Genomic DNA, 24,730 nt, shown 5'->3' on the forward strand with positions numbered 1-24,730 from the left:
GGGGTGCCGGTGCGGCACGTCCTGCTGGAGCCCCCGTTCCGCCTGGACGGTGCGTTGGTGCCCGACGACGCGGACCTCGTCGTGGTGGGCAACCCGACGAACCCCACCTCGGTGCTGCACACCCGCGCGCAACTGCTCGCACTGCGCCGGCCCGGCCGGATCCTGGTGGTCGACGAGGCGTTCGCCGATTCGGTTCCCGGTGAGCCCGAGTCGCTGGCCGGCGACGCGCTGCCCGACGTGCTGGTGCTGCGCAGCCTGACCAAGACGTGGGCGCTGGCCGGGTTGCGGGTGGGCTACGCGCTGGGCGCGCCGGAGCTGTTGGCGCGGCTGACCGCGCAGCGCGCGCACTGGCCGGTGGGGACCCTGCAGCTGACGGCCATCGCGGCCTGCTGTGAGCCGCGGGCCGTCGCCGATGCCGCGGCCGGTGCGCTGCGGTTGGCGGAGTTACGCGCCGAGATGGTGACCGGCCTGGCGTCGGTGGGCGCCGACGTGGTCGACGGCCGGGGCCCGTTCGTGCTGTTCCGCCTGCCCGACGGCGACCGGATACGAACCGACTTGGAGCGCAAGGGCATTGCCATTCGCCGGTGTGACACCTTCGTCGGCCTGGACGGCCGGTACCTGCGGGCGGCGGTGCGACGGGACTGGCCGCTGCTGATCCAGGCCATCGCGGAGGCGCTGCGGTGAGCGTCCGGCTGGCCGACGTGATCGAGGTGCTCGACGAGGCATACCCGCCGGATCTCGCGCAATCGTGGGATTCGGTCGGGCTGGTGTGCGGCGACCCCGATGACGCGCTGGGCTCAGTGACCGTCGCTGTCGACGCGACGCCGGCCGTCGTCGACGAAGTTCCCGACGGCGGACTGCTGCTGGCGCATCACCCGTTGCTGTTGCGCGGGGTCGACACCGTGGCGGCCAGCACGCCGAAGGGCGCGCTCGTGCACCGCCTGATCCGCAGCGGGCGATCGCTGTTCACCGCGCACACCAACGCCGACTCCGCCTCGCCCGGGGTGTCCGACGCGCTCGCCGAGGCCCTCGGGCTCACCGTCGAGGCCGTGCTCGAACCGCTCGCGGCCGCGGGCAATCTGGACAAGTGGGTCGTGTACGTGCCGACGGAGAACGCGGAGGCGGTGCGCGAGGCCGTGTTCGAGGCCGGCGCCGGCCACATCGGCGACTATTCGCACTGCAGTTGGAGCGTGAGCGGCATCGGACAGTTCCTGCCGCACGAGGGGGCCTCGCCGGCGATCGGCAGCGTCGGCCCCGTCGAGCGGGTGCCCGAGGAGCGGTTCGAGGTGGTCGCACCGGCGCGGGCCCGGGCAGCGGTCTTGGCGGCGATGCGCGGCGCCCATCCGTACGAGGAGCCCGCGTTCGACATCTTCGCTCTGGTGCCCCCGCCCAGCGACGCGGGGCTGGGCCGGATCGGCACGCTGGCACGACCGGAATCCTTGCGCAGCTTCGTCTCCCGTGTCGGCGCCGCGCTGCCGCGGACCTCGTGGGGCGTGCGTGCGTCCGGGGACCCCGATGCTCAGGTGTCGCGGGTCGCCGTGTGCGGCGGCGCCGGGGATTCGCTGCTGGCCGCCGCGGCCCGCGCGGACGTGCAGGCTTATGTGACCGCCGATCTGCGCCACCATCCCGCCGACGAGCATCGCCGGGCCTCGGACGTGGCCCTGGTCGACGTGGCACACTGGGCCAGCGAATTCCCCTGGTGCGAGCAGGCCGCCGGCATACTGCGGTCCCGCTTCGGGGAGGCGCTACCCGTTCGGGTGTGCACCATCCGCACCGACCCTTGGACGCTGGGGCAGGTGGCCGAGACGGGAGAGACGGGGAAAGACGGGGAGAACAGCCATGAAAGCTGAGGTCGCACAGCAACTTTCGCTACTCGAGTTGTCGAAACTGGACGCCGAGCTGTCCCGCATCGCACACCAGGCCAGCCATCTGCCCGAGCAGGAGGCCGTGGAGCGGATCCGGGCCGACCACACCGCCGCCGCCGATCGGCTGGGTGCGCTGCGAATTGCGCTGGAAGACTTGGACGCCCAGGTGTCGCGGTTCGAGTCGGAGATCGAGGCGGTGCGGCAACGCGAGGACCGGGATCGCTCGATGCTCAAATCCGGTGCCACGGACGCCAAGCAATTGTCGGATCTGCAGCACGAGCTCGAGACCCTGCTTCGGCGTCAAACCAGTCTCGAGGACTCGCTGCTGGAGGTAATGGAACGCCGCGAGGAGTTGCAGGCCCAGCTGGACGGCGAGCAGCGCGCGGTCGAGGCTCTGCAGTCCGAACTGGCCAGCGCCCAAGAGGCGCTCGACGCCGCGATTGCCGAGATCGACGAGGCCCGCCAGGCTCGTTCGTCGCGACGCGACACCCTGTCCGCGGAACTGGATCCCGCGCTGTCCGCCATGTACGAGCGGCAGCGCGCCAGGGGAGGGCCGGGCGCCGGGCCGTTGCTCGGGCATCGGTGCGGCGCCTGCCGGATCGAGATCGGCCGCGGCGAACTGTCCCGCATCTCGGCCGCCCCGGAGGACGAGCTGGTGCGCTGCCCGGAGTGCGGCGCGATCCTGTTGCGGGTCAAGGGGTTCGACCAGTGAAGGTCGTCGTCGAAGCCGACGGCGGGTCGCGCGGCAACCCCGGACCCGCCGGGTACGGCGCGGTGGTGCGCACCGCGGACCGCTCGACCGTGCTGGCCGAGACGAAGCAGGCCATCGGCGTCGCGACCAACAACGTCGCCGAATATCGAGGCCTGATAGCCGGTTTGGACGACGCCCTGCAAATGGGGGCCACCGAGGTCGAGGCCTTCTTGGACTCCAAGCTGGTGGTCGAGCAGATGTCCGGGCGGTGGAAGGTCAAGCATCCCGACCTGATCGAGCTGCACGCGCAGGCGCGAAAGCTGGCGTCGCGGTTCGACCGGGTCTCCTACGCCTGGGTGCCCCGGGCCCAGAACTCGCACGCCGACCGGTTGGCCAACGAGGCGATGGACGCCGCGGCGGGCATCGACGAAGACCTGACCGAACCCGAGCCGCCGGTTGCCGAGCCGACGAAAAGCGTTGCGGCCGAGGCCAGGACGTCGCCCGGCTGGACCGGGGCGCGGGGCACGCCGACCCGACTGCTGTTGCTGCGGCACGGGCAGACCGAACTGTCGGTGGAGCGCCGCTACTCGGGGCGCGGCAACCCGGCGCTGACGGAGGTGGGGCGCCAGCAGGCCGGGGCCGCGGCGCGCTACATGGCGGAGCGTGGCGGGATCGCCGCGGTGATCTCCTCGCCGCTGCAACGGGCCTACGAGACCGCGGCGGCGGCCGCCAAGGCGCTCGGGCTGGACGTCGCGGTCGATGACGACCTGATCGAAACGGATTTCGGGGCGTGGGAGGGCCTGACGTTCGCCGAAGCGGCCGAACGCGATCCGGAACTGCACCGGCGGTGGCTGCGCGACACCGGCACGACACCGCCGGGCGGGGAAAGCTTCGACGCGGTGCTCGACCGCGTGCTGCGGGTGCGCGACCGGGTCATCGAAGCACACCAGGGTGCGACGGTGCTGGTGGTGTCCCACGTGACGCCGATCAAGATGCTGCTGCGGCTGGCGCTGGACGCGGGGCCGGGGATCCTTTACCGGCTGCATCTTGACCTGGCCTCGCTGAGCATCGCAGAGTTCTATTCGGATGGGGCTTCGTCGGTGCGGCTGGTGAACCAGACCGCCTACTTGTAGGGGGCGAGGATGCAGCCGTCTCAGCCACTCGATGAGCCCGTTCCCGCCGATGTCCGGGCGCGGGTGATGCCGGCGGCGCTCGATGAGCTTGTCCGCTGGGGTGTGGAGCGGTTCAGCATCGAGGCGATGGCGGAGCGCCATCACCTCGATCCCGCGATGGTCTACCGCTACTGGGGCAGCCGGCAGCGACTCATCGTCGATGCGGCCCTCGCCGACGCCGAGGCCTTCAGTGCGGTACCGGACACCGGTTCGTTGCGTTCAGACCTGCTGGCGTTCGCGCGCAGAGCGATCGCGCGGCTCAACTCCGAGGAGGGCCGCGCCTTCACGCGGGCGCTCGTCATGGAACGTCCCGGCCATCACGACGAAGAAACCCGAATGCTGGTGTGGCAGGCACGCTTTAACGCCTTGCGCGCGGTCATCGACCGGGCGAGGGAACGCGGCGAACTGCGTGCCGGGGTGAACACCCTGGCGGCTGTGCAAATCATGCTGGCGCCGCTGAACGTTCGCGTCCTTTACTCCGATTTGCCTATCGACGATCGCTACTGCGACGCGATCGCCGACATGGCCTGGCACGCGCTGGTCAAGCGGGAGTGAACTCGACCGGCAGCGCGGCCGGCGAGCGAAACGCGACGCCCACGACGTGCGGTGCCGGGGCGGTCGGGTCCAACCCCAGGTCTCCCAGTCGGTCGAGCAGCGCGCCGATGGCCACCGTCCCCTCCATCCGCGCCAGGTGCATGCCCAGGCACAGGTGCGGTCCGCCCCCGAACGTCAGGTGGGCGATGTTCTTGCGGGTGGGGTCGAAGCGGTCCGGGTCCGGGTAGCGTGCCGGGTCGCGGTTGGCGGCGGCGACGCTGACGCTGACGGTCGCCCCCGCCGGGATCGCGATCCCGCCGAGCTCGCAGTCCCGGACCGCCCGTCGTACCACCGTGGTGATCGGTGGCTCCCAGCGCAGCGCCTCCTCGAAGGCGCCGCGCAGCATGCCGCGATCGGCCCGCAGCTCCGCCAGCAGGTCCGGCTCCGTGAGCAGCGCCACCAGCAGGTTGCCCGAGGCGCGGTAGGTCGTCTCGACGCCGGCGGGCAGGATCAGCAGCAGGAACGCGAAGATCTCGTCGTCGGTCAGACGGGCGCCGTCGATCTCGGACTCCGCCAGCGTGCTGATCAGGTCGTCCTGCGGGCGGCGCCGCCGTTCGGCGAGGATCTCCGCGAGGTAGGCCTTCAGCTCCGCCGACGCGGCGAGCCCGCGTTCCCAGTCGTAGACCACGTTGAGCAACTCGATCGACAGCCGCTGGAAGCGCGGGTAGTCCTGCCGCGGCAGGCCCATGATCCGGGCGATGACTTGGACCGGAAACGCGAAGGTGAACTCGCGGGCCAGCTCGGCCCGCCCGCGCGGCGCGAACCGGTCGATGAGCTCGTGGACGACCACCTCCACGAGCTCGGTGCGCCAGCGTTCCAGCAGCGCCGTGCGGAACGACGGCGATACAAGCGCCCGGCTGGCCCGGTGCTCGGCGCCCTCGAGTTCGAGCAGCGTGACGCCCATGACCGGGCCCATGATCTGGTCGTAGATCGACGACGAGAAGGTGTCGGGGTGGGTGAGCACCGTCTGGCACTCCTCGTACCCCAGCACCGTCACCCCGAGGTCGCCGACCTGTACGGAGCTGATCTCGGCGAAGGGGTTGCCGATCATCACCCGGTGCCGTTCGCGGGCGTCGCGCAGCCGCTCGTGCACGTTCTCGACCTGCAGGAGCAGCCCGCCCTGCAGCTCGACGGGGTCGAAACCCTGGGTCGTCACGAGGCTTTGACCGTCTCGGTGTCGCGTCCGGACCGCAACACGGTGCCGGGCAGGGCGCCGGTCGCGGCGCCGTCGCGGCACACCTCGACGCCACCGACCAGCACCGAGGTGATCCCGTAGGCGTCGGCGACCAGCCGCGGCGCGCCGGCGGGCAGGTCGTAGCGGGTGCGTTCGGGCCCATGGTCGACCGTGGCCGGGTCGAACAGCACCAGGTCGGCGTGCCAGCCAGGCTCGATGCGGCCGCGTTCGGTCAGACCGTAGAACCGGGCCGGCACGTCGGTGATCAGCCGGACGGCCTCCTCGAGCGTCACGACCTGATGCTCGCGGACGCCCCGGCCCAGCAGCGACGTCGTGTAGATGGCGCCGCACATCATGTCGAGGTGGGCGCCCGCGTCCGAGCCGCCGATCACCGCGCCCGGGTGGTGCCACACTTCGGCGCGCTCCCGCCAGTCGGCCGCGTCGTCACCGGTCAGCGGCGGGGACAGGCCGGTGCGCAGCTCGTCGGCGATCACGATGTCCAGCAGCGTGTCGAAGGGCTCGCCACCCCGGTCGGCGGCGATCGCCCCGACGCTGCGGCCGGTCGCGTCGGCGTTCTCGGGGGCGAACGTCTCGACGATGACGAGTCGGTCCCATTGCGCCAGGCCGCGCAGCATGCCGGCCTCCTTGGACGCGGCGCCCTCGGCGAGGCGGCGGCGCACCTGCGGATCGGCAAGCGCAACAAGCCGTTCGGGCACCGGCAGGTGCATCGTGTCGCGCCAGCCGGGCAGCCCGTCGAGCACGAAGCCGGACAGGAACGAAAGCCGGATCTTCATGGCCTGCGGCAGGGTCAGCGCCACCACCCGGCCGCCGCGTCGGGCCGAGGCGTCGAAGGCGCGCAACTGCTTTTCGTGCCCGGTCGGGTTGGCCGCCGAGACGCCGAGCAGGTTCCAGTTCAGCGGGCGGTCCGCGGCCACCGACATGTCGGTCAGCAGCGCGATGTCGTCGTCGGTGAAGCCGGACAGGCAGCCGGGGATGATGGCCTCCAGTGTGGTGCCCGGATGGTCGCGGAGTGCGCCCGCGAGTGTCACCAGCTCGTCGCGCGAAGCGCTGCGCGACGGAACCGGTTGCCCGGCACCGTCGTTGTGGGTGGGCGACTGCGAGGTCGACAGCCCGAGCGCGCCGGCGCCCAGCGCTTCGTGCAACACCGCGACCATCTTGTCGATGTGTTCCGGTGTGGCCTCGCCGCCCACGGCGTCGGCGCCCATCGCGGCCAGCCGCAGCGCCGAATGGCCGACGAGGAAACCGGCATTGACCGCGGTGTGGCCGTCCAGGCGGGCCAGCCAGTCGCCGAACGATGCCCAGCCCCAGTCGAGGCCGGCCCGCAGCGCGTCCAGCGGCATTCCCTCGACCCGCGCCAGCATCCGGGTGAGGTAGTCGTGTTGGTCGGGTGCCGCGGGCGCCAGCGTGAAGCCGCAGTTGCCGCCGAAGACGGTCGTGACGCCGTGCTGCACCGACGGGCTTGCGGTCGGGTCCCAGAACAGCTGCGCGTCGTAGTGAGTGTGCAGGTCGACGAACCCGGGCGCGAGTGTCTGTCCTTGGGCGTCAACGGTTTTGGTGGCCATGTCGTCGACGTCACCGACGGCGACGATGCGCCCGTTGCTGACGCCGACGTCGCCGTGGCGGGCGGGCGCGCCGGTGCCGTCGACGATCTCGGCGTCGCGGATCAACAAGTCAAGCACGTGCGGGCCTCCTACGTTCTGGCGAGCCACCCGTCGTCGGGCAGCGGGTGGCCGAACAACTGTGCGGCGTTGCGATGGGTGATCCGGGCCGCGTCCTCCGCCGACAGGCCGGCGACGTTGCGCGCCACCACCTCTTGGGTGTCGGGCCACGTCGAGTCGGCGTGCGGGTAGTCGCTTTCGACGAGGATGCGGTCGGCCCCGATCGCGTCGAGCGCGCCGAACGCGTGCGGGTCGTCGATCGAGCAGAACCAGAAGTTGCGCCGCAGCACCTCGCTGGGCAGCAGGTCGCTCTTCCACGCCCCGCCCTCGTGGCCCGAAGCTGAATGCGCCAGAACGTAATCGGCGCGGTCGCCGAGCATGGCCGCCCAGCCGAGACCGCCCTCGGCCAGCGTGATGTTGAGCCCCGGGAACCGCACCGGGATGCCCGACCACAGCATGTCGGCGCACGCGACCAGACCGTTCACCGGGAACAGGGTCGTGATGGTTTCAAAAGGCGTGTCCGGGGCGGGGATTGGCGCCCACTGCGCGGAGCCGGTGTGCAGGCACACCACGGTGCCGGTCTCCTCGCAGGCGGCGAAGAACGGATCCCACGCGCCGCTGTGCAGGCTTGGAATCCCGCATTGGGCCGGCAGCTCGGGGAAGCTCACGGCCTTGAAGCCGCGCGCGGCGTTACGGCGGACCTCCTCGGGCGCGAGTTGGGGGTCGGCCAGCCACGGCAGCTGCAGCGGGATGATCCGGTCGGGGTAGGCACCGGCCCACGCCTCGAGGTGCCAGTCGTTCCAGGCCCGCAGGGTGGCCAGGCCCAGCTCCAGGTCGTCGCTATTCCAGAAGACGGTGCCGGCGAACCCGGCGATCAGCGACGGGAAGTTCAGCGATGCCCAGATACCGGCGAGGTCCATATCGGCGATCCGGGCGTCGACATCCCAACAGCCGCGCCGCATTTCGTCGAACCGGGCGGCTTCCATGCTCCATTCCTCGCGGGGCCGTCCGATCACCGCGTTAAGGCCGATGTTGGGATACTCGCGGCCCTCGTAGCGCCACACCTGGCGCCCGTCGTCGGTCTCGACGACCTTCGGGGCGCGGTCGGACAGCGCCGCGGGCAGCCGGCCGATGAACAGATCGGGCGGCTCGATGACGTGGTCGTCCACCGAGATCACGACGTGCTGTCGCTGCCGGGGATCAGGGTCTGGCAGCAGCGCCATACCTGATGACTATCGTCGGTTTTCCGGCGCTGTCAATGCTATCTATGCAATGAAAGCAAAGTTGCGGCTAATCGAGTCGCGTGATGCCCGGATATGCGTCGAAGCCGCGGTCGAAGCTCATCAGTTGAGCGATGTGGTTCCGGGTCATGATGGCGATGTGCAATGCATCCCTCGCCGAGAGGCCTTGATAGCGCAACAGTGTGTCCTTGGCGAGCTCGACATCGGCGTGCCCGATCGGCAGCACCTCGTCCACCACCCCGAGGATCACGTTAAAGGCCGGCTGGATCGCCTCGCGACGCTCGATCGCCACATATCGGTGACAGATTTCCTGTAGCACTTCGGCGTCGGTGACAAGCCTGTTGCCCGCCGACAGTGCGGATTCCAGCAGACGTTGCGCATTCAGCTTGTGTGGGCGTGAGGCGCCCACCAAGTACATGGGGATGTTGGTGTCGACGAAGATCACTGGTTAGCTTCAGGAGGCTCCAGGTATCCGCGTTCGGTCTCCTCGAGCATTTGCTCAATGCCAGGCGCCGGAAACTCATGACGCGCGGCGGTTCGGACGGCCCGCAACTTGGTGTCGAGATCGCCGGTTGGCTCCCGTTCCCGGGCCTCGCGCAGGGTGCGGCGCACCCATTCCGAGACAGTTGTGCGATGCCGGCGGGCGATTTTCTGCAGCTCGTCCCACTCGTCCGCGTCGAGAAGAACCTGCAGCCGCTTACTCATGGTATGAGTATAAATGACTCATACTGCTGGCGCCGCGTCTTCGCTGCGAGAGGCCCCTTGACCAGGGATGACACGATATTCGGGTGGAGAACGACGGTCGCGGTGCCCTGACGAGGGTGGGACTGTCGTGTGGGGCGTGCGGCACCGCGCTGGCCGCGGCCGCCAAGTTCTGCTGTGAGTGCGGCGCGGCGGTGGCTCGGCCCGCGCAGTCCGCGGAGTACAAGCAGGTGACGGTCCTGTTTGCCGACGTCGTGCATTCGATGGATATCGCCGCGGCGCTGGGCGCGGAGCGCCTGCGGGAAATCATGGCGGACTTAGTCGATAGCGCGGTGACCGTGGTGCAGCGCTACGGCGGCACGGTGGACAAGTTCACCGGCGATGGAATCATGGCCGTGTTCGGTGCGCCGATAGCGTTGGAGGACCACGCCGTTCGCGCCTGTCTGGCTGCCTTGGGTCTTCAGGAAGCGGCGCAGACGCTCGCCGTCCACATTCGTAACCGTGACGAGGTGGACCTGCGACTGAGGGTGGGCCTCAATTCCGGCCAGGTGATCGCCGGTGAGCTCGGTTCGGCACGGTTCGGATACACCGCCATTGGTGAGCAGGTCGGCATGGCCCAGCGGATGGAGTCGGTGGCACCGCCGGACGGGGTGATGCTGAGCGATTCGACGGCCAAATTGGTCGGCAGCGCCGTCGTCCTCGGCGAGCCCGAGCCAGTGCAGATCAAAGGCGGCAACACTGTGATCGCCAGGCGCTTGTTGGCCGTCGGTGAACATAAGCCGCATCGTCGTACCGAATCGAAACTGGTCGGGCGTGCCTGGGAATTCACCACCCTCAGCGGGATTTTCGAAGAGGCGATCGCCGGTACGGGCTGCATCGTCAACATCGTGGGGCCGGCGGGCATTGGCAAGAGCAGGCTGGTGCGGGAGACAGCCGCGCTCGCGGGCCTTCGCGGTGTGCCGGTGTTCGGCACCTACTGCGAGTCGCATACCAGTGACATCTCGTTCCACGTGGTGGCCAGGATGCTGCGCTCAGCACTCGGAGTCGAAGAACTCGGCGCCGAAACCGCACGCAAGCACATTCGTGACCGGTTTCCTCAGGCGGACCCGGAAGACGTGCTCTTGATGGACGACCTGCTGGGAATCCGCGATGGAGCGATGCCGCTGCCCGATATCGCCGCCGATGCGCGCCGCCGGCGACTGACGGCGCTGGTCAATGCCGGCGCACTGGACCGGCCCGAAGCGGCGGTGTACGTCATCGAGGATGCGCACTGGATCGACGAAATCAGCGAGTCGATGCTGGCCGACTTCCTGGCCGTGGTGCCACAGATCCCGTCGCTGGTACTGATCACCTACCGTCCGGAATATCAGGGTGCGCTCAGCCGCATCCCCGGTGCTCAATCGATTGCCTTGCGGCCGTTGAGCGATGCGCACACCCAGGCGTTAACTGCGGAGCTACTCGGCGCTGATTCGTCGACGGGCGGACTGGCCTCGCATATCGCCGGACGGGCGGCCGGAAACCCGTTCTTCGTCGAGGAGATGGTTCGCGATCTGGCCGAACGCGGCGTGCTGCAAGGCCGGCCCGGCGCCTACCAGCGGCGCGGTGACGTCGCAGACGTCGACGTACCGGCCACGCTGCAAGCCACGATTGGCGCGCGCATAGATCGCCTCGCGGCGTCAGCAAAACAGACTTTGAATGCCGCGGCGGTCATCGGGGCACGCTTCGGCACCGAGCTGCTGGCCGAACTGGTCCCCGACGTAGACGTGGTGCCGCTGATCGAGGCAGAACTTGTCACTCAGGTCAGGTTCACGCCCAATCCCGATTACGCGTTTCGCCATCCGCTGATCCGCACGGTTGCCTACGAATCCCAACTCAAATCCGTTCGCGCGCAGTCACATCGACGGCTCGCTGCATCGGTCGAAGCGCGTGGATCGGCGGACGAGAACGCGGCACTCATCGCCGAACACCTTGAGGCAGCAGGGGATTTGCATGCGGCCTTCGACTGGCACATGCGTGCCGGCACGTGGTCGGCCTTCCGTGATATGGGTGCGGCGCAGACGAGTTGGCGGCGGGCGCGCCAGGTCGCCGATCAGCTACCGCTCGACGACCGTGATCGCTTGACTATGCGTATCGCCCCCCGGACGCTGTTGTGTGCGACCGCATATCGGATCGGCGGTAGTGGTGCCGACACGGGCTTCGAGGAGCTGCGCGAGCTAAGCGAAGCCGCAGCCGATCGGCGCTCGCTAGCGATTGGGATGGCCGGGCTGCTGACGTGGCGGGTGATGAAGGCGCAGCGTCGCGAGGCGTCGCAACTTGCCGACGAACTTGTCCAACTGCTGGAGGCAATCGACGATCCCACCTTGACGGTGGCGCTGTCCTTCACCGCGATGATTGCCAAAAACGAAACCGCCGAAATGGCCGACGTGCTGCGGTTCGCCCAACTCGTAATCGATCTCGCCGAGGGCGATACCGGCAAAGGCAGCCTGATCTTCGAATCTCCCTTGACGAACGCGACCACCATGCGCGGCCTTGCCCGATGGTGCCTAGGCATCGCCGACTGGAAAGATGACTTCGATCAGAGCATCGCAACGGCTCGCGCGCTCATGACTGACCCCGGGACTCATGGGGGCGTCATGTGGTTCACCTACGTGCACGCCATCCCGTACGGGGTGTTGGTAGTGGATGCGACTGCCCTGCGCGACACCGCGGAATTCCTGTCGATGGCACAGCAATCGGGTGACGATCTCGCCCTCGACCTGGCTCGAGGAGTTCATGGCCTCGCCCTGTCGTATCAGGACGGCCCCGCGCGCGAACTTGGCTTCGAGTTGCTCGCCAAAGTGCGAGAGCGGGCCGCGAACAACCGGTTCGCCATAACCAACCTGCCGTTGATCGACGCCCACGTCGCCCGGGAAAAGGCGCGGACCGGCGATATCGACGGCGCCATCGAATTGGCCCGCGTCGTCGCCGACGATTTGTTCAACTCCGGCGGGTGCATCTGGACCGCGCTGGCCACCAGTGTCCTCGTGGAGGCGCTGCTGCAACGTGGCGGTGACGGCGATCTCGATGAGGCCGACAGCGCGATTGGCAAGTTGGCGGCCGTGCCGACCGATCCCGGCTTCGTCGTGCACGAGATCACGTTGCTGCGACTTCGTGCGCTGCTGGCCCGTGCCCGCGGAAACGAGGCCGCCTACCACGACAGTCGCGACCGCTACCGCGCCATGGCAACATCGCTGGGCTTCGAGGGCCAGATGAAGTGGGCCGAGGCGATGCCGTAAGCATTGACCACAGCACCGGCAGAAAGGAATCCCTGCGATGGCCAAGACACGTGCCGAAGCGGCGCAGTACGTCAAGGAAGCCGGAGGGTTGAAGCTTGTCGTTTTCGGAGCCGACGGGCACGAGGTGGCGGCGGTGTTCGTGCAAGGGTCGGTGACATACGACGAGGAAGAAGCGCGCTTTATCGCGGTTGCCGAGGACGGCCACACGGTAGGGGAACTGTTCGTGGACGAGACGGTCGGTTACGACGAGAGCATCGACGCGTTCGTCATCCGAACCGTGCGATAGCGAGCGACGAAATCGATCAGACCAAGACGAAGTCGAACGGCTCCTAATAGCCCGGATCCCCGAAGGTGTACCCGAATACGGTCACCGACGCGTGGGTGGGCTCCAATATTCCGCCGTTCCTTTCATCGACGGTCATCGATCCCCCGACGGGGCCAAGCGGAGTGTTGACATATCCGTTCTGCGCGAACGCGCCTTGGACGGTGTCGACGGTCGTGCCGTGGAACGACGTCACCGGCACATTGCCGAATGGAGTGTTTAGGTTGACGCTTCCGTAGTAGTCCGTTCGGGAGGTGCCGGGGGTAGCAAGAGGAATGGTTGTCGAGGTCACCGTCGTCCCGATGGGGCCCAACTCATACGTCTGGGTGGAAGGGCCAGGCAGCGGCGCGCCGGCGGGAACCGCGGCAGAATGACCGGTGGCCGGCGCATTGAACAAGCTTGTCAAAGCTTGCTGGACGTTGGCCGCCTCGGTGCTCACATATTGCGCGGCCCCGCCGCTCAACAGGTTCACAAACGCGGCATGGAAGGCTGCGGCCCGCGCATTCAAGGCTTGGAATTCCTGGGCGTGCGCGCCAAACAATGAGGTAATCGCCGCCGACACCTCATCAGCCGCGGGTGCCGCGATCGCGGTCGTTTGGCTCGCCGCGGCCGCATTCGCGCGATTCAATTCAGCGCCCAAACTCTGCAAATTCCCACTCGCGGCCGAAATTACGTCCAGCGCGATGCTGAGCAGCGACATAATCTTGTCCCCTCTCGCAGGGCCGGTGACACCGGCCGCCAGCGATCAGCGAAAGTCGAATCGTAACAACGAGGCGTTATAGCCGGGACAAATTCGCATTTAATGCCCGGGCTCGAATTCGATCGGCAGTGATATGGGTCCGCTCAGCCCGCTGAGGGGCTTCCATGGGGCCGGACCGGCGAGGCGGGCGTTGGGCATGCGCCGGGTCATGATCGCGAGTGCTTCGGCCAGCTCAAGTCGGGCCAGGTTGGCGCCCAGGCAGTAGTGCATGCCGGCGCCGAACGTTTGCATTGGCGGGGCGCCGTCGCGGGTGATGTCGAGGCGGTCGGGTTCGTCGTACACGGCGGGATCGCGGTTCGCGGCGGCGGTGTTGGCGATGACCAGCGTGCCGGCCGAGATCATGAATCCGGCGATTTCGACGTCCTCGCGCGCTGTGCGCAGCGTGGCGGCCGCGATCGGTGAGTGGCGCATCGTCTCTTCGACGGCCTTGTTGGCGAGCTCGGGATTCTGGGCCAGCAGCTCCCACTGGCCGGGGTGCTCGCACAACGCCTGCACCGAGGCCGCCAGCTGGTTGCGGGTGGTGTCGGTGCCGGCGATCAGCAGGCCGGCCGCCAGCATCCGTAGTTCGTCGGCGCTGAGGTGATCGCCGTCGTCCTCGGCCCGGATGAGCTCGGAGATCAGGTCGTCGGTCAGCCGGTGGCGCCGCTGGGCGACCATGTCGTCGATGTAGGCGTCGAGATCCTCCCACGCGGTCAGGATGGTCCGCTCGTGGGCGGCGACGTCCCAGCTGAAGGCCTTGAAGATGTCGTCGGTCCAGTCCGAGAAGAGCTGCCAATCCTCCGCCGGCGCGCCCAGCAGCGCGCAGATGATCGGGATCGGATATTGCCGAGCGATGTCGCCGACCACCTCGCAGCGTCCCGTAGCGGCGTAGCGGTCCACCAGTTCGGTGATCACATCGACGATCGTCGTGCGCAGCCGTGCGGTGGCGCGCGGTGTGAAGGCTTGGGAGACCAGTCGTCGCAGCCGTTGGTGTTCGGGCCCGTCGAGGCTGATCAGGCTGGCTGCCACCCGCTCCCACAACGGGCCACTGGTGATGCCTTGTGAGGCCAGGAACATGCCCTGAGGCATCCGGAATCGGGGGTCGCGCAGCACGCTTCTGACCAGTTCGTAGGTCAGCAGCTCCGGCCCGTGCGGGCTGACGGCGATCGGCGCCTGGCGTCGCGCTGCCCGGAGGATTTCGTGCGCCTCGTCCGGGCTCTGGCAGTGCTCGTAGTTGATCCTCGGGAGGCCCGCCTCGAACACGCTCGGGCAGATCGGCGCATCAACCGCGATGGTCATGGTGTTCCCCAGAGGTCGTCGGTGTCGTGCTTTCACCACGAAGTCTTGGGGGCGGGGGAGCGCATCACACGCGTAGTGGACTACCTCAGTTCCTCTCGCGGGTGTGTCCCAACCACCTATTCTGTGAGGACCACTGCAAACGCTGGGGGGCCCGGGACAGCGGAGGGTCGGATGGCGACCGGAGCGGCATGCCGGACGTGCGGGGCCCAGCCTCTGGAGAATGCCCGGTTTTGCCATGGTTGCGGTTCACCGGTCGGCGGCACCGGGACGCAGGCGGAGTACAAGCAAGTCACGGTTCTGTTCGCCGACGTGGTCGGATCGATGCAGATCGCAGCGCGGGTGGGCGCCGAGCGTCTGCGTGAGATCATGGCCGAACTCGTTGACCGCTGTGGGGCAGTGGTGCGGCGCTACGGCGGGACCGTGGACAAGTTCACCGGCGACGGCATCATGGCGGTGTTCGGCGCCCCAATTGCGTTGGAAGACCACGCGATTCGTGCCTGTCGCGCGGCGCTTGCCATCCAAGACGAGACCGTCCGGTTGGCCGCCGAGGTCCACTACCGCGACGGTGTGAGTCTGCAATTGCGGGTGGGCCTCAATTCCGGTCAGGTGATCGCCGGCGAAATCGGTTCCGGGCGGCTCGGTTACACCACCATCGGCGAGCAAGTCGGCATGGCACAGCGGATGGAATCCGCCGCCTCGCCCGGTGGTGTCGTCGTCAGCGAGTCAACCGCCCGTCTGGTCAAGCATGTTGCGATGCTCAGCGAGCGGGAGATGGTAAGCATCAAGGGCGCCGACGTTCCGGTACCCATGCGCCGTCTTGTCGGGATGACGGCACGGGGTCCCCTCGATCGCGGACGATCGACCCTGGTGGGGCGCCAACAGCAAATCAGCGCCCTCACCGAGCTGCTCGACCGCTCGATGAGCGGTCACGGCGTGGTCGTTGGGGTGGTCGGGGACGCCGGAATCGGCAAGAGCCGCCTGGTGCGCGAGGCTGCCGCGATCGCCCGCGCCCGCGGTGTCGACGTTATCTGGACTTTCTGCGAGTCACTCGCCAGCGAGATCCCCCTTCACGTCGTTTCGCAGCTATTGCGCGCGGCCATCGGGATAGGTGACATCGACGGCGCCGACGCCCGCGTTCAGGTGCGCGCCCGGTTTCCCGGCGCCGATGCCGAGGACTTGCTGCTGCTCGACGACCTGCTGGGCATCGCCGACCCTGACGTCGCGGCCCCTCGCATCGACCCGGATGCCCGCCGGAGGCGACTGGCGGCACTCGTGAACGGCGCCTGGCTGGCCCGCTCCACGCCGGCGGTCTTCGTCATCGAAGATGGCCAGTGGTTGGACGACGCCAGCGAGTCGATGCTGGCGGAATTCCTGTCGGTGGTATCGCAGACTTCCATCATGGTGGTGATTACTCACCGCCCGGAATACCGGGGAGCATTGACCCGCACAGCCGACGCACGAACGATTTCCCTTGCACCCCTGAGCGATCCAGACTCCACGGCGCTGATCACTGAGCTGCTGGGCAGTGATTCATCCGTAACCGAGCTGACCACGATCGTCGCCGATCGCGCGTCGGGAAACCCGTTCTTCGCCGAGGAGATCGTTCGCGACCTGACAGAGCGCGAGGTGCTCGTCGGAGACCCGGGCGCTTATGTCTGCCGTACGGCTGTCGCGGACGTCAATGTGCCCGCGACGTTGCAGGCGACCATCGCCGCCCGCATAGACCGCTTGGACCCGGCGGCCAAGCGGTGCGTGAGCGCCGCGGCCGTGATCGGGTCGCGATTCGACAGCGACCTACTCACCGCGCTGGAGGTGCAGCCGGCCGTTGATGAGCCGGTCAAGTCCAAGCTGATCGATCAGGCGAGCGACATGCGGGGTGGGGAGTACGTGTTCCACCACCCGTTGATCCACGCCGTGGCCTACGAATCACAGCTCAAATCCGATCGCGCTGAGTTGCACCGGCGCCTGGCGCGAGTAATCGAGGCACGTGACCCGGCCTCGCTGGACCAGAACGCAGCGCTGATCGCCGAACATCTGGAGGCCGCGGGCGACGTCGCTGGGGCCTATGGGTGGCACATGCGCGCCGGGATGTGGCTGTCCCAGCGGGATGTCGTCGCGGCCGACCGGTGCTGGGCGCGGGCACGGGACCTCGCCGACGCACTACGGACCGACGACGACCACCGCACCGCGGCGCGCATAGCGCCACGTGCGATGTTGTGCGCCAACGCCGGCCGGGTGCGTGCGCCCGATGCTGAGGCACGCTTCGAGGAACTGCAGGAGCTGTGCGAGGCGGCCGACGATAAGGGGTCTTTGGCCTTCGGTATGGCCGGCCAGCTTCCGATGCTGATGCTGCGCGGGCGGGTGCGAGAAGCCGCGCAGCTGGCATCCGAGTACATGACCCTGGTGGAGTCGATAGGCGATCCGACGCTCACCATTCTGCTGTCCTTCGTGGCGCTCCCGACCACGCTGGAAGCCGGGCATATCGACGACGTGCTGCGTTGGTCACAGGCTGCGATCGACGCGGCCCAAAACAACCCTCTCGTCGAGCCTTTGGTGGCCGGCGCCCTGGCGGTCCGCGGCACCGCCCGCTGGGCTGAGGGCCATTCCGGGTGGCGAGACGACTTCGACCAGGCCGTCGCCATGGGATGGGGGGCCGATCCAATGGTGTACGGCTACGTCGTGAGCGTGACATACGCCTCCGCGATAGCAATGGGGATCATGCTGGCCGACGACTCCGCGCTCGCAAATATCGGCGAGGCGCTGCGAGTCGCCGAGCGATCCAGCGACGACATTGCGCTGGGCCTGACGCGCATGACTATGGGGATCGCACTGGCGCACCGGGATTCGCAGACGGAGCGTGAGCGGGGATCGTCGGTGCTGGCGGAGGTCCGTGAGATGTGTCTGCGGGAGCGCTTTTACATGTCCGAGCTCCCGATCCTTGAGGTGTATGCGGCACGCGACAGGGCTGCGGGTGGAGATCGCGACGGCGCTCTGCCGCTGATGCGTAAAGCGGTGGACGACTTGTACTTCAGGGGGCAGCGCGGCTACTTTACCTGGGCCACCAGCGTTCTGGTCGACACGCTGCTGGCCGGCGGGGCAGACGCCGACATAGACGAAGCCCGGAGCGCAATCGACCGATTGGCGACCGGCCCCGCGGGCGGGGGAGTGGTGCTCCGCGAGATCTGGCTGCTCAGACTGCGGGCGCTGGTGGCGCGGGCTCGCGGGGACGAAATCGGCTACCGTGACTTGGTGCAGCGCTACGGCGCCTTGGCAACGTCGCTCGGATTTGAGGGCCACATGGCAATGGCCGAAGCGATGACCTCACTTGAGGTCGATTCTCCGCCAAGAAGGTTCGCGACGCCGACCACGAGAGGCGAGATACCGCGCGGCCGAATCCGCCGAACCATGCCGCTAGCGGGATTCACTGCGCGCGCGGCGGGAGGACGGATTGTGGCGGGGCTGCGCGAGAAGACGGGCGACGCTGGGGCCGTCGCGCGTTTCCACGAACGGACCGCCGAGGGGTACTCGCAGCTGCTTGGGCACTCCAAGGGCGTGCTGATGAAGGTCGGGCAGATTCTCTCCATGTTCGACGCGAATTCGGTCGGCGGCGCGTTTTGGCCGTACCAGGCCGCGCTGGCGCGGTTGCAGGCCGATGCGCCGCCGATGGACCCCGACCTCGCCAAAGACATCGTGTTCACCGATCTGGGCCGACGGGTAGAGGAGGTATTTTCGCGATTCACCAATGAACCAATCGCGGCGGCATCCATCGGGCAGGTGCATCGTGCGGTGCTGCGTGACGGTCGCGAGGTGGCCGTCAAGATTCAGTATCCCGGTGCGGCAGAAGCGATCCGTGACGATCTGGCGAACCACGAACTGTTGACAACCGTCCTGCGATTCCTCTCGTCGGCCGCGGGTGCCACGATGCCCGATCTGCGGCCTGCAACACGCGAGATCGCGACGCGCATCGCCGAAGAAGTGGACTACCGCCACGAAGCCTCAAATATCACCGCATTCAGCGAGCTCTACCGCGGTCATCCCTTCATCCGGGTACCCGAGGTCATTGGCGAGGCGTCCGGTGACCGGGTGCTCACCATGACATACCTCGACGGATTGGACTGGTCATCGGCGCGACAGGCCGACCAAGACCTGAAAAATGCCTGGGCAGAGGCCATCTCGCGATTCATGGCCGGCTCGTTCCGGCACGCGAATCTGTTTCAGGCCGATCCTCACCCAGGCAACTATCGTTTCGGCACCGACGGGCGGGTCGGATTCGTCGATTTCGGCTGCGTCAAGGTCCTGTCCGAGCGTCAGCGCCGCAGCTTCGTCGGGATGGCTCGTGCCGCGGTCGAGGGGCGGAAACACGAACTGCGCGACCTGATGATCCAAACCGGTTTCCTGGCCGGCGACTCCACACTCACGGCCGACGAGGCGTACGAGTGGTGGGCAGAGATTCTGCATGAGCTGCTAGCACCGCAGCCGGTCACGTATACCCACGACGGCTCGATGCGGGTAACCCGGGGACTGGTTGATGCTCGCTCTGCGGATCATCCTGCTCGGCGCCTATCGATTCCCGGCGATTTCGTCTTCTTCCCGAGACTGACGTTGGGCATGAACACACTCTTCGCCGCGCTGGGGGCCACCCTCGATGCCCGGTCAATCTATGACGACCTCGATGGCGTCGCCGAACCGGTGACGCCGCTGGGCAAGCGTCACCATGCCTGGGTACGTCAACGCGGGCTGCCGTGCGGACTGGAAGCCCATGACCACGCCTAGTGCCGACGCGCCGCGTTTCGCGGAAGCCGCCAATGATCGGTCGCCCACCGCATCGGCGTGCCGGACATGTGGCACCGAGCGTCTGGCGAACGCGCGGTTTTGCCATAGTTGCGGTTCACCGGTCGGCGACGCCGAGACCCGCGCCGAGTACAAGCAAGTCACCGTTCTGTTCGCCGACGTGGTCGGATCGATGCAGATCGCAGCGCGCGTGGGTACCGAGCGTCTGCGTGAGATCATGGCAGAACTCGTTGACCGCTGTGGGGTAGTGGTGCGGCGCTACGGCGGGACTGTGGACAAGTTCACCGGCGACGGCATCATGGCCGTGTTCGGAGCGCCAATTGCGTTGGAAAACCACGCTTTCCGAGCCTGCCTGGCGGGACTGGGGATCCAGGAGGCGGTTGCCGGCCTCGCCGACGACATCGGCCGCCGCGACGGCGTGAACTTGCGGATGCGCGTGGGCCTCAACTCCGGCCAGGTGATCGCGGGTGAGATCGGTTCGAGCGCAATGGGTTACACGGCGATCGGTGAGCAGGTGGGGATGGCCCAGCGGATGGAGTCGGCCGCGCCTCCCGGTGGTGTGATGCTGAGCCTGTCCACTGCCCGGCTGGTTGAGGACGCCGTGGTGCTCGCCGCGCCGGAGATGGTGCGTATCAAGGGCGCCGGCGCTTCGGTGGCCGCGTGCCGCTTGGTCGGCGTCCTCGAGCACCGGCACGGCCGGCGAAACGACCCGACGCTGGTAGGGCGAACATGGGAGCTGAGCACCATCGGTGAAATCTTCAAGGAGTCCTTCGGCGGTGCGGGACGAGTGATCGGCGTCCTTGGCTCGCCGGGAATGGGCAAGAGCCGCATCGTCGCCGAGTCGGCCGCGTTGGCCGGCAACCTCGGTGCGGAGGTGTTCGTCACCTACTGCGAGTCCCACACCAGCGACGTGCCGTTCCACGCGGTGACGGGCCTGCTGCGGAGTCGCCTGGGACTCAACGACATCGACAGCGCGAAGGCGCGGACGCGTGTGCGTGATCGCATTCCCACCGGCGACGCCGAAGATCTGCTGCTGTTGGACGACCTGCTAGGCATACGGGACCCTGAGGCAACGCTCCCGGACGTCGACCCCGACGCGCGGCGACGACGGCTGACCGCCCTACTCCGCTCGGCATGGCTGGCGCAAACCACAGCGGCGCTGTACGTCGTCGAAGACGCACACTGGATCGACCGCGTCAGCGAGTCGATGTTCGGTGAGCTCCTGAGCGTCGTTCGCCAGACGCCCTCCGCGGTGTTGATCACCTACCGCCCCGAATACATCGGACCGTTGTTCGATGCGCCTGGTGCGCAGACCATTTCACTCGCCCCGCTCAGTGGCGCAGAGACCGGCGCATTGCTGGGTCAGCTGTTGGGGCCGGATCCGTCGGTTACGGCCATCAAGGCGCTGATTTCCGAGCGTGCCGGAGGCAACCCGTTCTTCGCCCAGGAGATGGTGCGCGACCTCGCCGAACGCGGTGTCCTCGAGGGCGAGCGCGGCGGCTACCGCAGCGCCAGCGACATCGCCGACGTGACGGTTCCGGCGAGCCTGTATGCGACGCTCGCGGCCCGCATCGACCGCCTTGATGTCAGGGCAAAACGAACCCTGAACGCCGCAGCGGTGATCGGATCGCGGCTCGACGCCGACCTGTTGGCCGGCGTTGTGGACGGACCGCAAGTCGCCCCGCTGATCGAGGCCGACCTCATGGAGCAAGTGGCTGCGGCGCCGCGCATCGAGTACGCGTTTCGCCATCCCCTCATCCGCGCGGTGGCCTATGAATCGCAATTGAAGTCCGACCGCGCCGCGCTGCATCGCCGGTTGGCCGCGGCGATGGGAGCACACGATCCGGGATCGGCCGACGAGAACGCCGCGTTGATAGCCGAACATCTGGAGGCCGCCGGCGATTCGCTCGGCGCCTACGCGCAGCACATGCGGGCCGGCGCGTGGTTGATGGCCAGGGATATCGTCGCTGCGCGGCGCAGCTGGGAGCGGGCCCGCACAGTCGCAGACGCGCTACCTTCGGAGCTCCCAGAGCGCGTCGCGCTGCAGATCCACCCCAGGACGATGCTGTGCTACAGCACGTGGCGGGTGGGCGGTACCGCCGAGGAGACCGGATTCGCGGACCTGCGTGAGTTGTGCACCGCATCGGGCAACCGGGTCTGGCTGGTGGCCAGCCTGTCCGGCGTGATGTTGTCGTTGACCTCCGCCAATCGCCATCACGAATCGGCCCGGCTGGCGTCGGAGCAGATCGCCCTGTTCGATTCGGCGGACGACCAGATGAACCACTTCGCGGTGATGTCCGCGGCGATGTTCGCCAAGCTCCATGTGGGCGAAGCGGCCGAGGCGCTGCGCGTGGCGCAGCGAGTGATCGAGCTGGTCGGCGAAGACGGCTCGAAGGGCAACGTATCCGGGCTGGGATCTCCGCTGGCGGTCGCGCTCATCTACCGCGCGCATGCCCGCGCGGCGCTCGGTCAGCGGTCCTGGCGCGCCGACTTCAAACGCGCCATCTCGATACAGCAAGGCCTGCGGGGGCCCTCCGGTCTCGTAATCGTGATCACCTACGGCTACACCGTCGCCGTCACGAACGGCTTGCTGTTGCCGGATGCCGCCGCACTGGCCGAAACGGCCGACGTGCTCGGCAACGCCGAAAGGTCCGGGGAGGACGTTGCCGTCGCGCTCGCGCAGGTGGCCCACGGGCTGCTGTTGACCCACGCGGCGCCGGCGGATACGCACACCGGGTTGGACGTGCTGCGCGAAGGACGCGAGGCCCAGCTGCGACAGCGCAACCTGCTCGGTGTGGCGATGGCCGACATTCGCATCGCCGAGTTGAAGGCCGCCGCCGGCGACGTCCACGACGCTATCGCGATTGCCCGCGCGACGGTGAACGAGCTGACCGAATCCGGAGAGATGCTGGTGCGCGGCGCCGCCAGTGCCGCGCTCGTTTCCGCTCTGTTGTTGCGCGGCAACGACACCGACGTGGACGAGGCGCAAACAGTGATCGACCGGCTGGCGGCCACGCCGGTCGAGCCGGGCTTCGTCGTCAACGAACTCGCTTTGCTGCGCATGCGGGCGCTGGTGGCGCGCGCCCGCGGCCATGAGGGGGCATATCGCGAGTCCGTGGGTCGCTACCGCGATCTGGCGACGACGTTCGGCTTCGACGGGCACATTGCGACGGCCGACGCTATGCGATGAGTGCACCGGCGTAGCCTGCCCCTATGCGAAGGACTTTCGTCGTTACGCTCGCGTTCGGGGTGATTGTCGCGCTGTTCGGTCTGATCTGGGCGCTGCAGGGTTTTGGCGTGCTCCTCGGTAGCCCGATGAGCAACACGACGACCTGGTCGATCATCGGGCCCATCACGGTGCTGGTCGGCCTCGCGATCGTGGTGTTCAGCTGGCGCAAGCTTTCGGCAAAATAGTTCACGCCTGCACGACGGTGAAGTCCACCGTGTGCCAGCCGGTGGCGCCGTCCGGGACGCTACCGACCCGATCGGCCGTCTGGGTGGCGCCGGTGTTGTCGGTGGCGCGCACGGAGATGGTGTGCTTCCCAGGGCTTTTCGCCTGCCACGGAAAGCGCCACAACCGCCACGTGTCGTTGGAATAACTGGCGCCCTGCTCGGCGGCCTGCCAGACCCCGTCGTCGATGAGGACCTCGACCGCCCGCACGCCGCGATTCTGTGCCCACGCGACACCGCCGAAGACCACGGGGCCCACGGGCACCTGCTGACCATCCTTCGGCACATCGATTCGCGACTCGGTCTTGATGGGCGCGCGCGGCGCCCAGCCCTGCCGCGTCCAGTACGCCTTCGCCCTGTCGAAGCGGGTCAGCTCCACGTCGACGACCCATTTGGTCGCCGACACGTAGCCGTAGAGCCCGGGTACCACCAGCCGGGCCGGGTAGCCGTGCTCGATCGGGAGCGGCTGACCGTTCAGGCCCACCGCCAGCAGTGCCGCGCGGCCGTCGGTGAGCGCCTGAACGGGCGTGCCCGCGGTGAACCCGTCGATCGACGTCGAGAGCACCATGTCGGCGTCCGCGTGCACCCCGGCCGCGGCAAGCAGATCGGCCACCCGGTAGCCGGTCCAGACGCCGGTCGAAATCAGGTTTCCGCCAACGGGATTCGATACGCAGGTTAGCGTCGTCACCGTTTCGACGACGTCGAAGCGGGCCAGGTCGTCGAAACTATAGGTGGTTTCGCGGTCCACCATGCCGTGGACGCGCAGCCGCCAGTCGCCGTGGCTGAGCTGGGGAACGGTCAGTGCTGTGTCCACCCGGTAGAAGTCGGCGCTGGGCGTGATAAAGCTCGGCAGCGCAACGCCGTTCGGTTGCACGTCGGCGGGTATCGGTGGCGCCGGCGTGCGCGGGCGGGGAAGCGCAAAGCCGGTGCGGTCGGCGGCCACCGAATGCACCAACCGCGTGACGACCGCACCCGCCACGCCGCCCACCACTCCGAATCCGAGCAGCCCCAGCATGACCAGCCTGCGCCTGCCCGCGTCCGGGTCGTCGGTGGCCCCGCCGTCCGACCCCGACCGGATCCGACGGGTCAGCAAACGAAGGGTCGCCACGCCGCAGGCGGCGCCGGCGAGCGTCGGGATCGTGTCGACGGCCGTCGCGCCCGGCCGCGACAAGACCGCGAGGCATCCGAGGACGCCCGCCGCTGCGATCGTGACGCTCCCGATGGGGCGGCGCGCAGTCTCGAAGCTCCCCGCGATGGCGGCGATCGTGGCGATCGCCACGAGCACGACGACGGCGACGAAGGGCTTGTCCAGGGAGCCGAGGGTCTGAATCGCCCACTCTTTGACGGGCCCCGGTGTCACGTCGACGGCCACCGCGCCGATCGCGGCACGCGCGTCGGCCTGCGCGCCGAATGGGATGCCTACCAGCTGGGCCACTCCGAGCGAGACAGACGCAGCGGCGACGCCCGCGATCATCCGCTCATTCGACGGGGCGACGGCCATCGAGCCACTCTACCCGCGTTCACCGCCCCGATTGGGCCCCGCAAACACCTTGCCGTGCAGGAAAACCGGTGAACCGACCGCACGGGTAGTCTCGAAATCGCCGATACCCGCTTCGGCTTGCAGATATGAAAAAAGTGATTTAGCCTCCGACACCCTGGCCATCCGCATATCTTGGGCTTTTGTAGGCCCGGGGGACGCATGGGAGCGTAAGACTTGACCGCGATCCGCCGAACGA

Annotated in this window: 18 protein-coding genes and 1 pseudogene; 11 read left to right on the forward strand and 8 right to left on the reverse strand. The window is 68.0% G+C overall.

Annotation, left to right across the window (positions count from 1 at the left end; translation table 11 throughout):
- The 5 genes from N415_RS12430 to N415_RS12450 all read left to right on the forward strand — a co-directional run.
- Window positions 1-684 (forward strand): aminotransferase class I/II-fold pyridoxal phosphate-dependent enzyme (locus tag N415_RS12430; protein WP_152531347.1); only part of this gene is annotated, 684 nt, incomplete at its 5' end.
- Complete coding sequence (locus tag N415_RS12435; RefSeq protein ID WP_068181719.1) at window positions 681-1,850, forward strand: Nif3-like dinuclear metal center hexameric protein; 1,170 nt, start codon at window positions 681-683, stop codon at window positions 1,848-1,850. The genes N415_RS12430 and N415_RS12435, both read left to right, overlap by 4 nt.
- Complete coding sequence (locus N415_RS12440; protein WP_068181722.1) at window positions 1,840-2,577, forward strand: zinc ribbon domain-containing protein; 738 nt, start codon at window positions 1,840-1,842, stop codon at window positions 2,575-2,577. The genes N415_RS12435 and N415_RS12440 overlap by 11 nt, the downstream gene beginning before the upstream one ends.
- Window positions 2,574-3,689 (forward strand): bifunctional RNase H/acid phosphatase, encoded by a 1,116-nt coding sequence (locus N415_RS12445; protein WP_068181724.1) that lies wholly within the window; start codon window positions 2,574-2,576, stop codon window positions 3,687-3,689. Before N415_RS12440 ends, N415_RS12445 begins: the two co-directional genes overlap by 4 nt.
- Before the next feature lie 66 nt (window positions 3,690-3,755).
- Complete coding sequence (locus N415_RS12450) at window positions 3,756-4,283, forward strand: TetR-like C-terminal domain-containing protein (RefSeq protein ID WP_239645524.1); 528 nt, start codon at window positions 3,756-3,758, stop codon at window positions 4,281-4,283.
- Here N415_RS12450 and N415_RS12455 read toward each other — a convergent pair.
- From N415_RS12455 to N415_RS12475, 5 genes are all read right to left on the reverse strand, one after another.
- Complete coding sequence (locus N415_RS12455; RefSeq protein WP_068181732.1) at window positions 4,270-5,478, reverse strand: cytochrome P450; 1,209 nt, start codon at window positions 5,476-5,478, stop codon at window positions 4,270-4,272. The genes N415_RS12450 and N415_RS12455 overlap by 14 nt on opposite strands.
- Entirely contained in the window at window positions 5,475-7,196 is a 1,722-nt protein-coding gene (locus N415_RS12460; RefSeq protein ID WP_068181736.1) for an amidohydrolase family protein, read from the reverse strand. The genes N415_RS12455 and N415_RS12460 overlap by 4 nt, the downstream gene beginning before the upstream one ends.
- An 11-nt stretch (window positions 7,197-7,207) precedes the next feature.
- Entirely contained in the window at window positions 7,208-8,398 is a 1,191-nt protein-coding gene (locus N415_RS12465; RefSeq protein WP_068181739.1) for an amidohydrolase family protein, read from the reverse strand.
- Between the two features lie 67 nt (window positions 8,399-8,465).
- Window positions 8,466-8,861, reverse strand: coding sequence for a type II toxin-antitoxin system VapC family toxin (locus tag N415_RS12470; protein WP_068181740.1), 396 nt, complete (start codon window positions 8,859-8,861; stop codon window positions 8,466-8,468).
- A complete protein-coding gene (locus tag N415_RS12475) occupies window positions 8,858-9,121 on the reverse strand; it encodes an antitoxin (RefSeq protein WP_068181743.1) in 264 nt (87 codons plus the stop codon). The genes N415_RS12470 and N415_RS12475 overlap by 4 nt, the downstream gene beginning before the upstream one ends.
- 191 nt (window positions 9,122-9,312) lie before the next feature.
- On the opposite strand from N415_RS12475, the gene N415_RS12480 reads away from it, so the two are divergent.
- Together N415_RS12480 and N415_RS12485 are read left to right on the forward strand one after the other, a co-directional pair.
- Entirely contained in the window at window positions 9,313-12,393 is a 3,081-nt protein-coding gene (locus N415_RS12480) for an adenylate/guanylate cyclase domain-containing protein (RefSeq protein ID WP_343203458.1), read from the forward strand.
- Between the two features lie 37 nt (window positions 12,394-12,430).
- Complete coding sequence (locus N415_RS12485; RefSeq protein ID WP_068181745.1) at window positions 12,431-12,679, forward strand: hypothetical protein; 249 nt, start codon at window positions 12,431-12,433, stop codon at window positions 12,677-12,679.
- Between the two features lie 43 nt (window positions 12,680-12,722).
- On the opposite strand, the gene N415_RS12490 is transcribed toward N415_RS12485, so the two are convergent.
- A complete protein-coding gene (locus N415_RS12490; protein ID WP_068181747.1) occupies window positions 12,723-13,415 on the reverse strand; it encodes a PE family protein in 693 nt (230 codons plus the stop codon).
- 99 nt (window positions 13,416-13,514) lie between these two features.
- Complete coding sequence (locus N415_RS12495; RefSeq protein ID WP_068181750.1) at window positions 13,515-14,753, reverse strand: cytochrome P450; 1,239 nt, start codon at window positions 14,751-14,753, stop codon at window positions 13,515-13,517.
- Window positions 14,754-14,924: 171 nt separating this feature from the next.
- On the opposite strand from N415_RS12495, the pseudogene N415_RS33370 reads away from it, so the two are divergent.
- The 4 genes and pseudogenes from N415_RS33370 to N415_RS12510 form a co-directional block, all read left to right on the forward strand.
- Window positions 14,925-16,148: pseudogene (locus N415_RS33370) on the forward strand (adenylate/guanylate cyclase domain-containing protein); the annotation flags it as partial.
- A 2,010-nt stretch (window positions 16,149-18,158) separates the two neighbouring features.
- The gene (locus N415_RS30625; protein ID WP_081665216.1) at window positions 18,159-19,526 is read left to right on the forward strand and encodes an AarF/ABC1/UbiB kinase family protein; all 1,368 of its coding nucleotides are present in this window, start codon (window positions 18,159-18,161) and stop codon (window positions 19,524-19,526) included.
- Window positions 19,513-22,734 carry an adenylate/guanylate cyclase domain-containing protein gene (locus tag N415_RS12505; protein ID WP_081665215.1) on the forward strand — a complete coding sequence of 1,074 codons (3,222 nt, stop codon included), beginning with the start codon at window positions 19,513-19,515 and terminating at the stop codon, window positions 22,732-22,734. Before N415_RS30625 ends, N415_RS12505 begins: the two co-directional genes overlap by 14 nt.
- A gap of 23 nt (window positions 22,735-22,757) precedes the next feature.
- On the forward strand, window positions 22,758-22,958 hold the full coding sequence (locus N415_RS12510; protein WP_068101948.1) for a hypothetical protein: 201 nt from the start codon (window positions 22,758-22,760) through the stop codon (window positions 22,956-22,958).
- A gap of 1 nt (window position 22,959) precedes the next feature.
- Here N415_RS12510 and N415_RS12515 read toward each other — a convergent pair whose 3' ends face one another.
- Complete coding sequence (locus N415_RS12515) at window positions 22,960-24,495, reverse strand: molybdopterin-dependent oxidoreductase (RefSeq protein WP_068181755.1); 1,536 nt, start codon at window positions 24,493-24,495, stop codon at window positions 22,960-22,962.
- Between the last annotated feature and the right edge of the window lie 235 nt (window positions 24,496-24,730).

Origin of the sequence: Mycobacterium sp. UM_CSW, from assembly GCF_000455205.1 — a bacterium.
Classification (GTDB): Bacteria; Actinomycetota; Actinomycetes; order Mycobacteriales; family Mycobacteriaceae; genus Mycobacterium.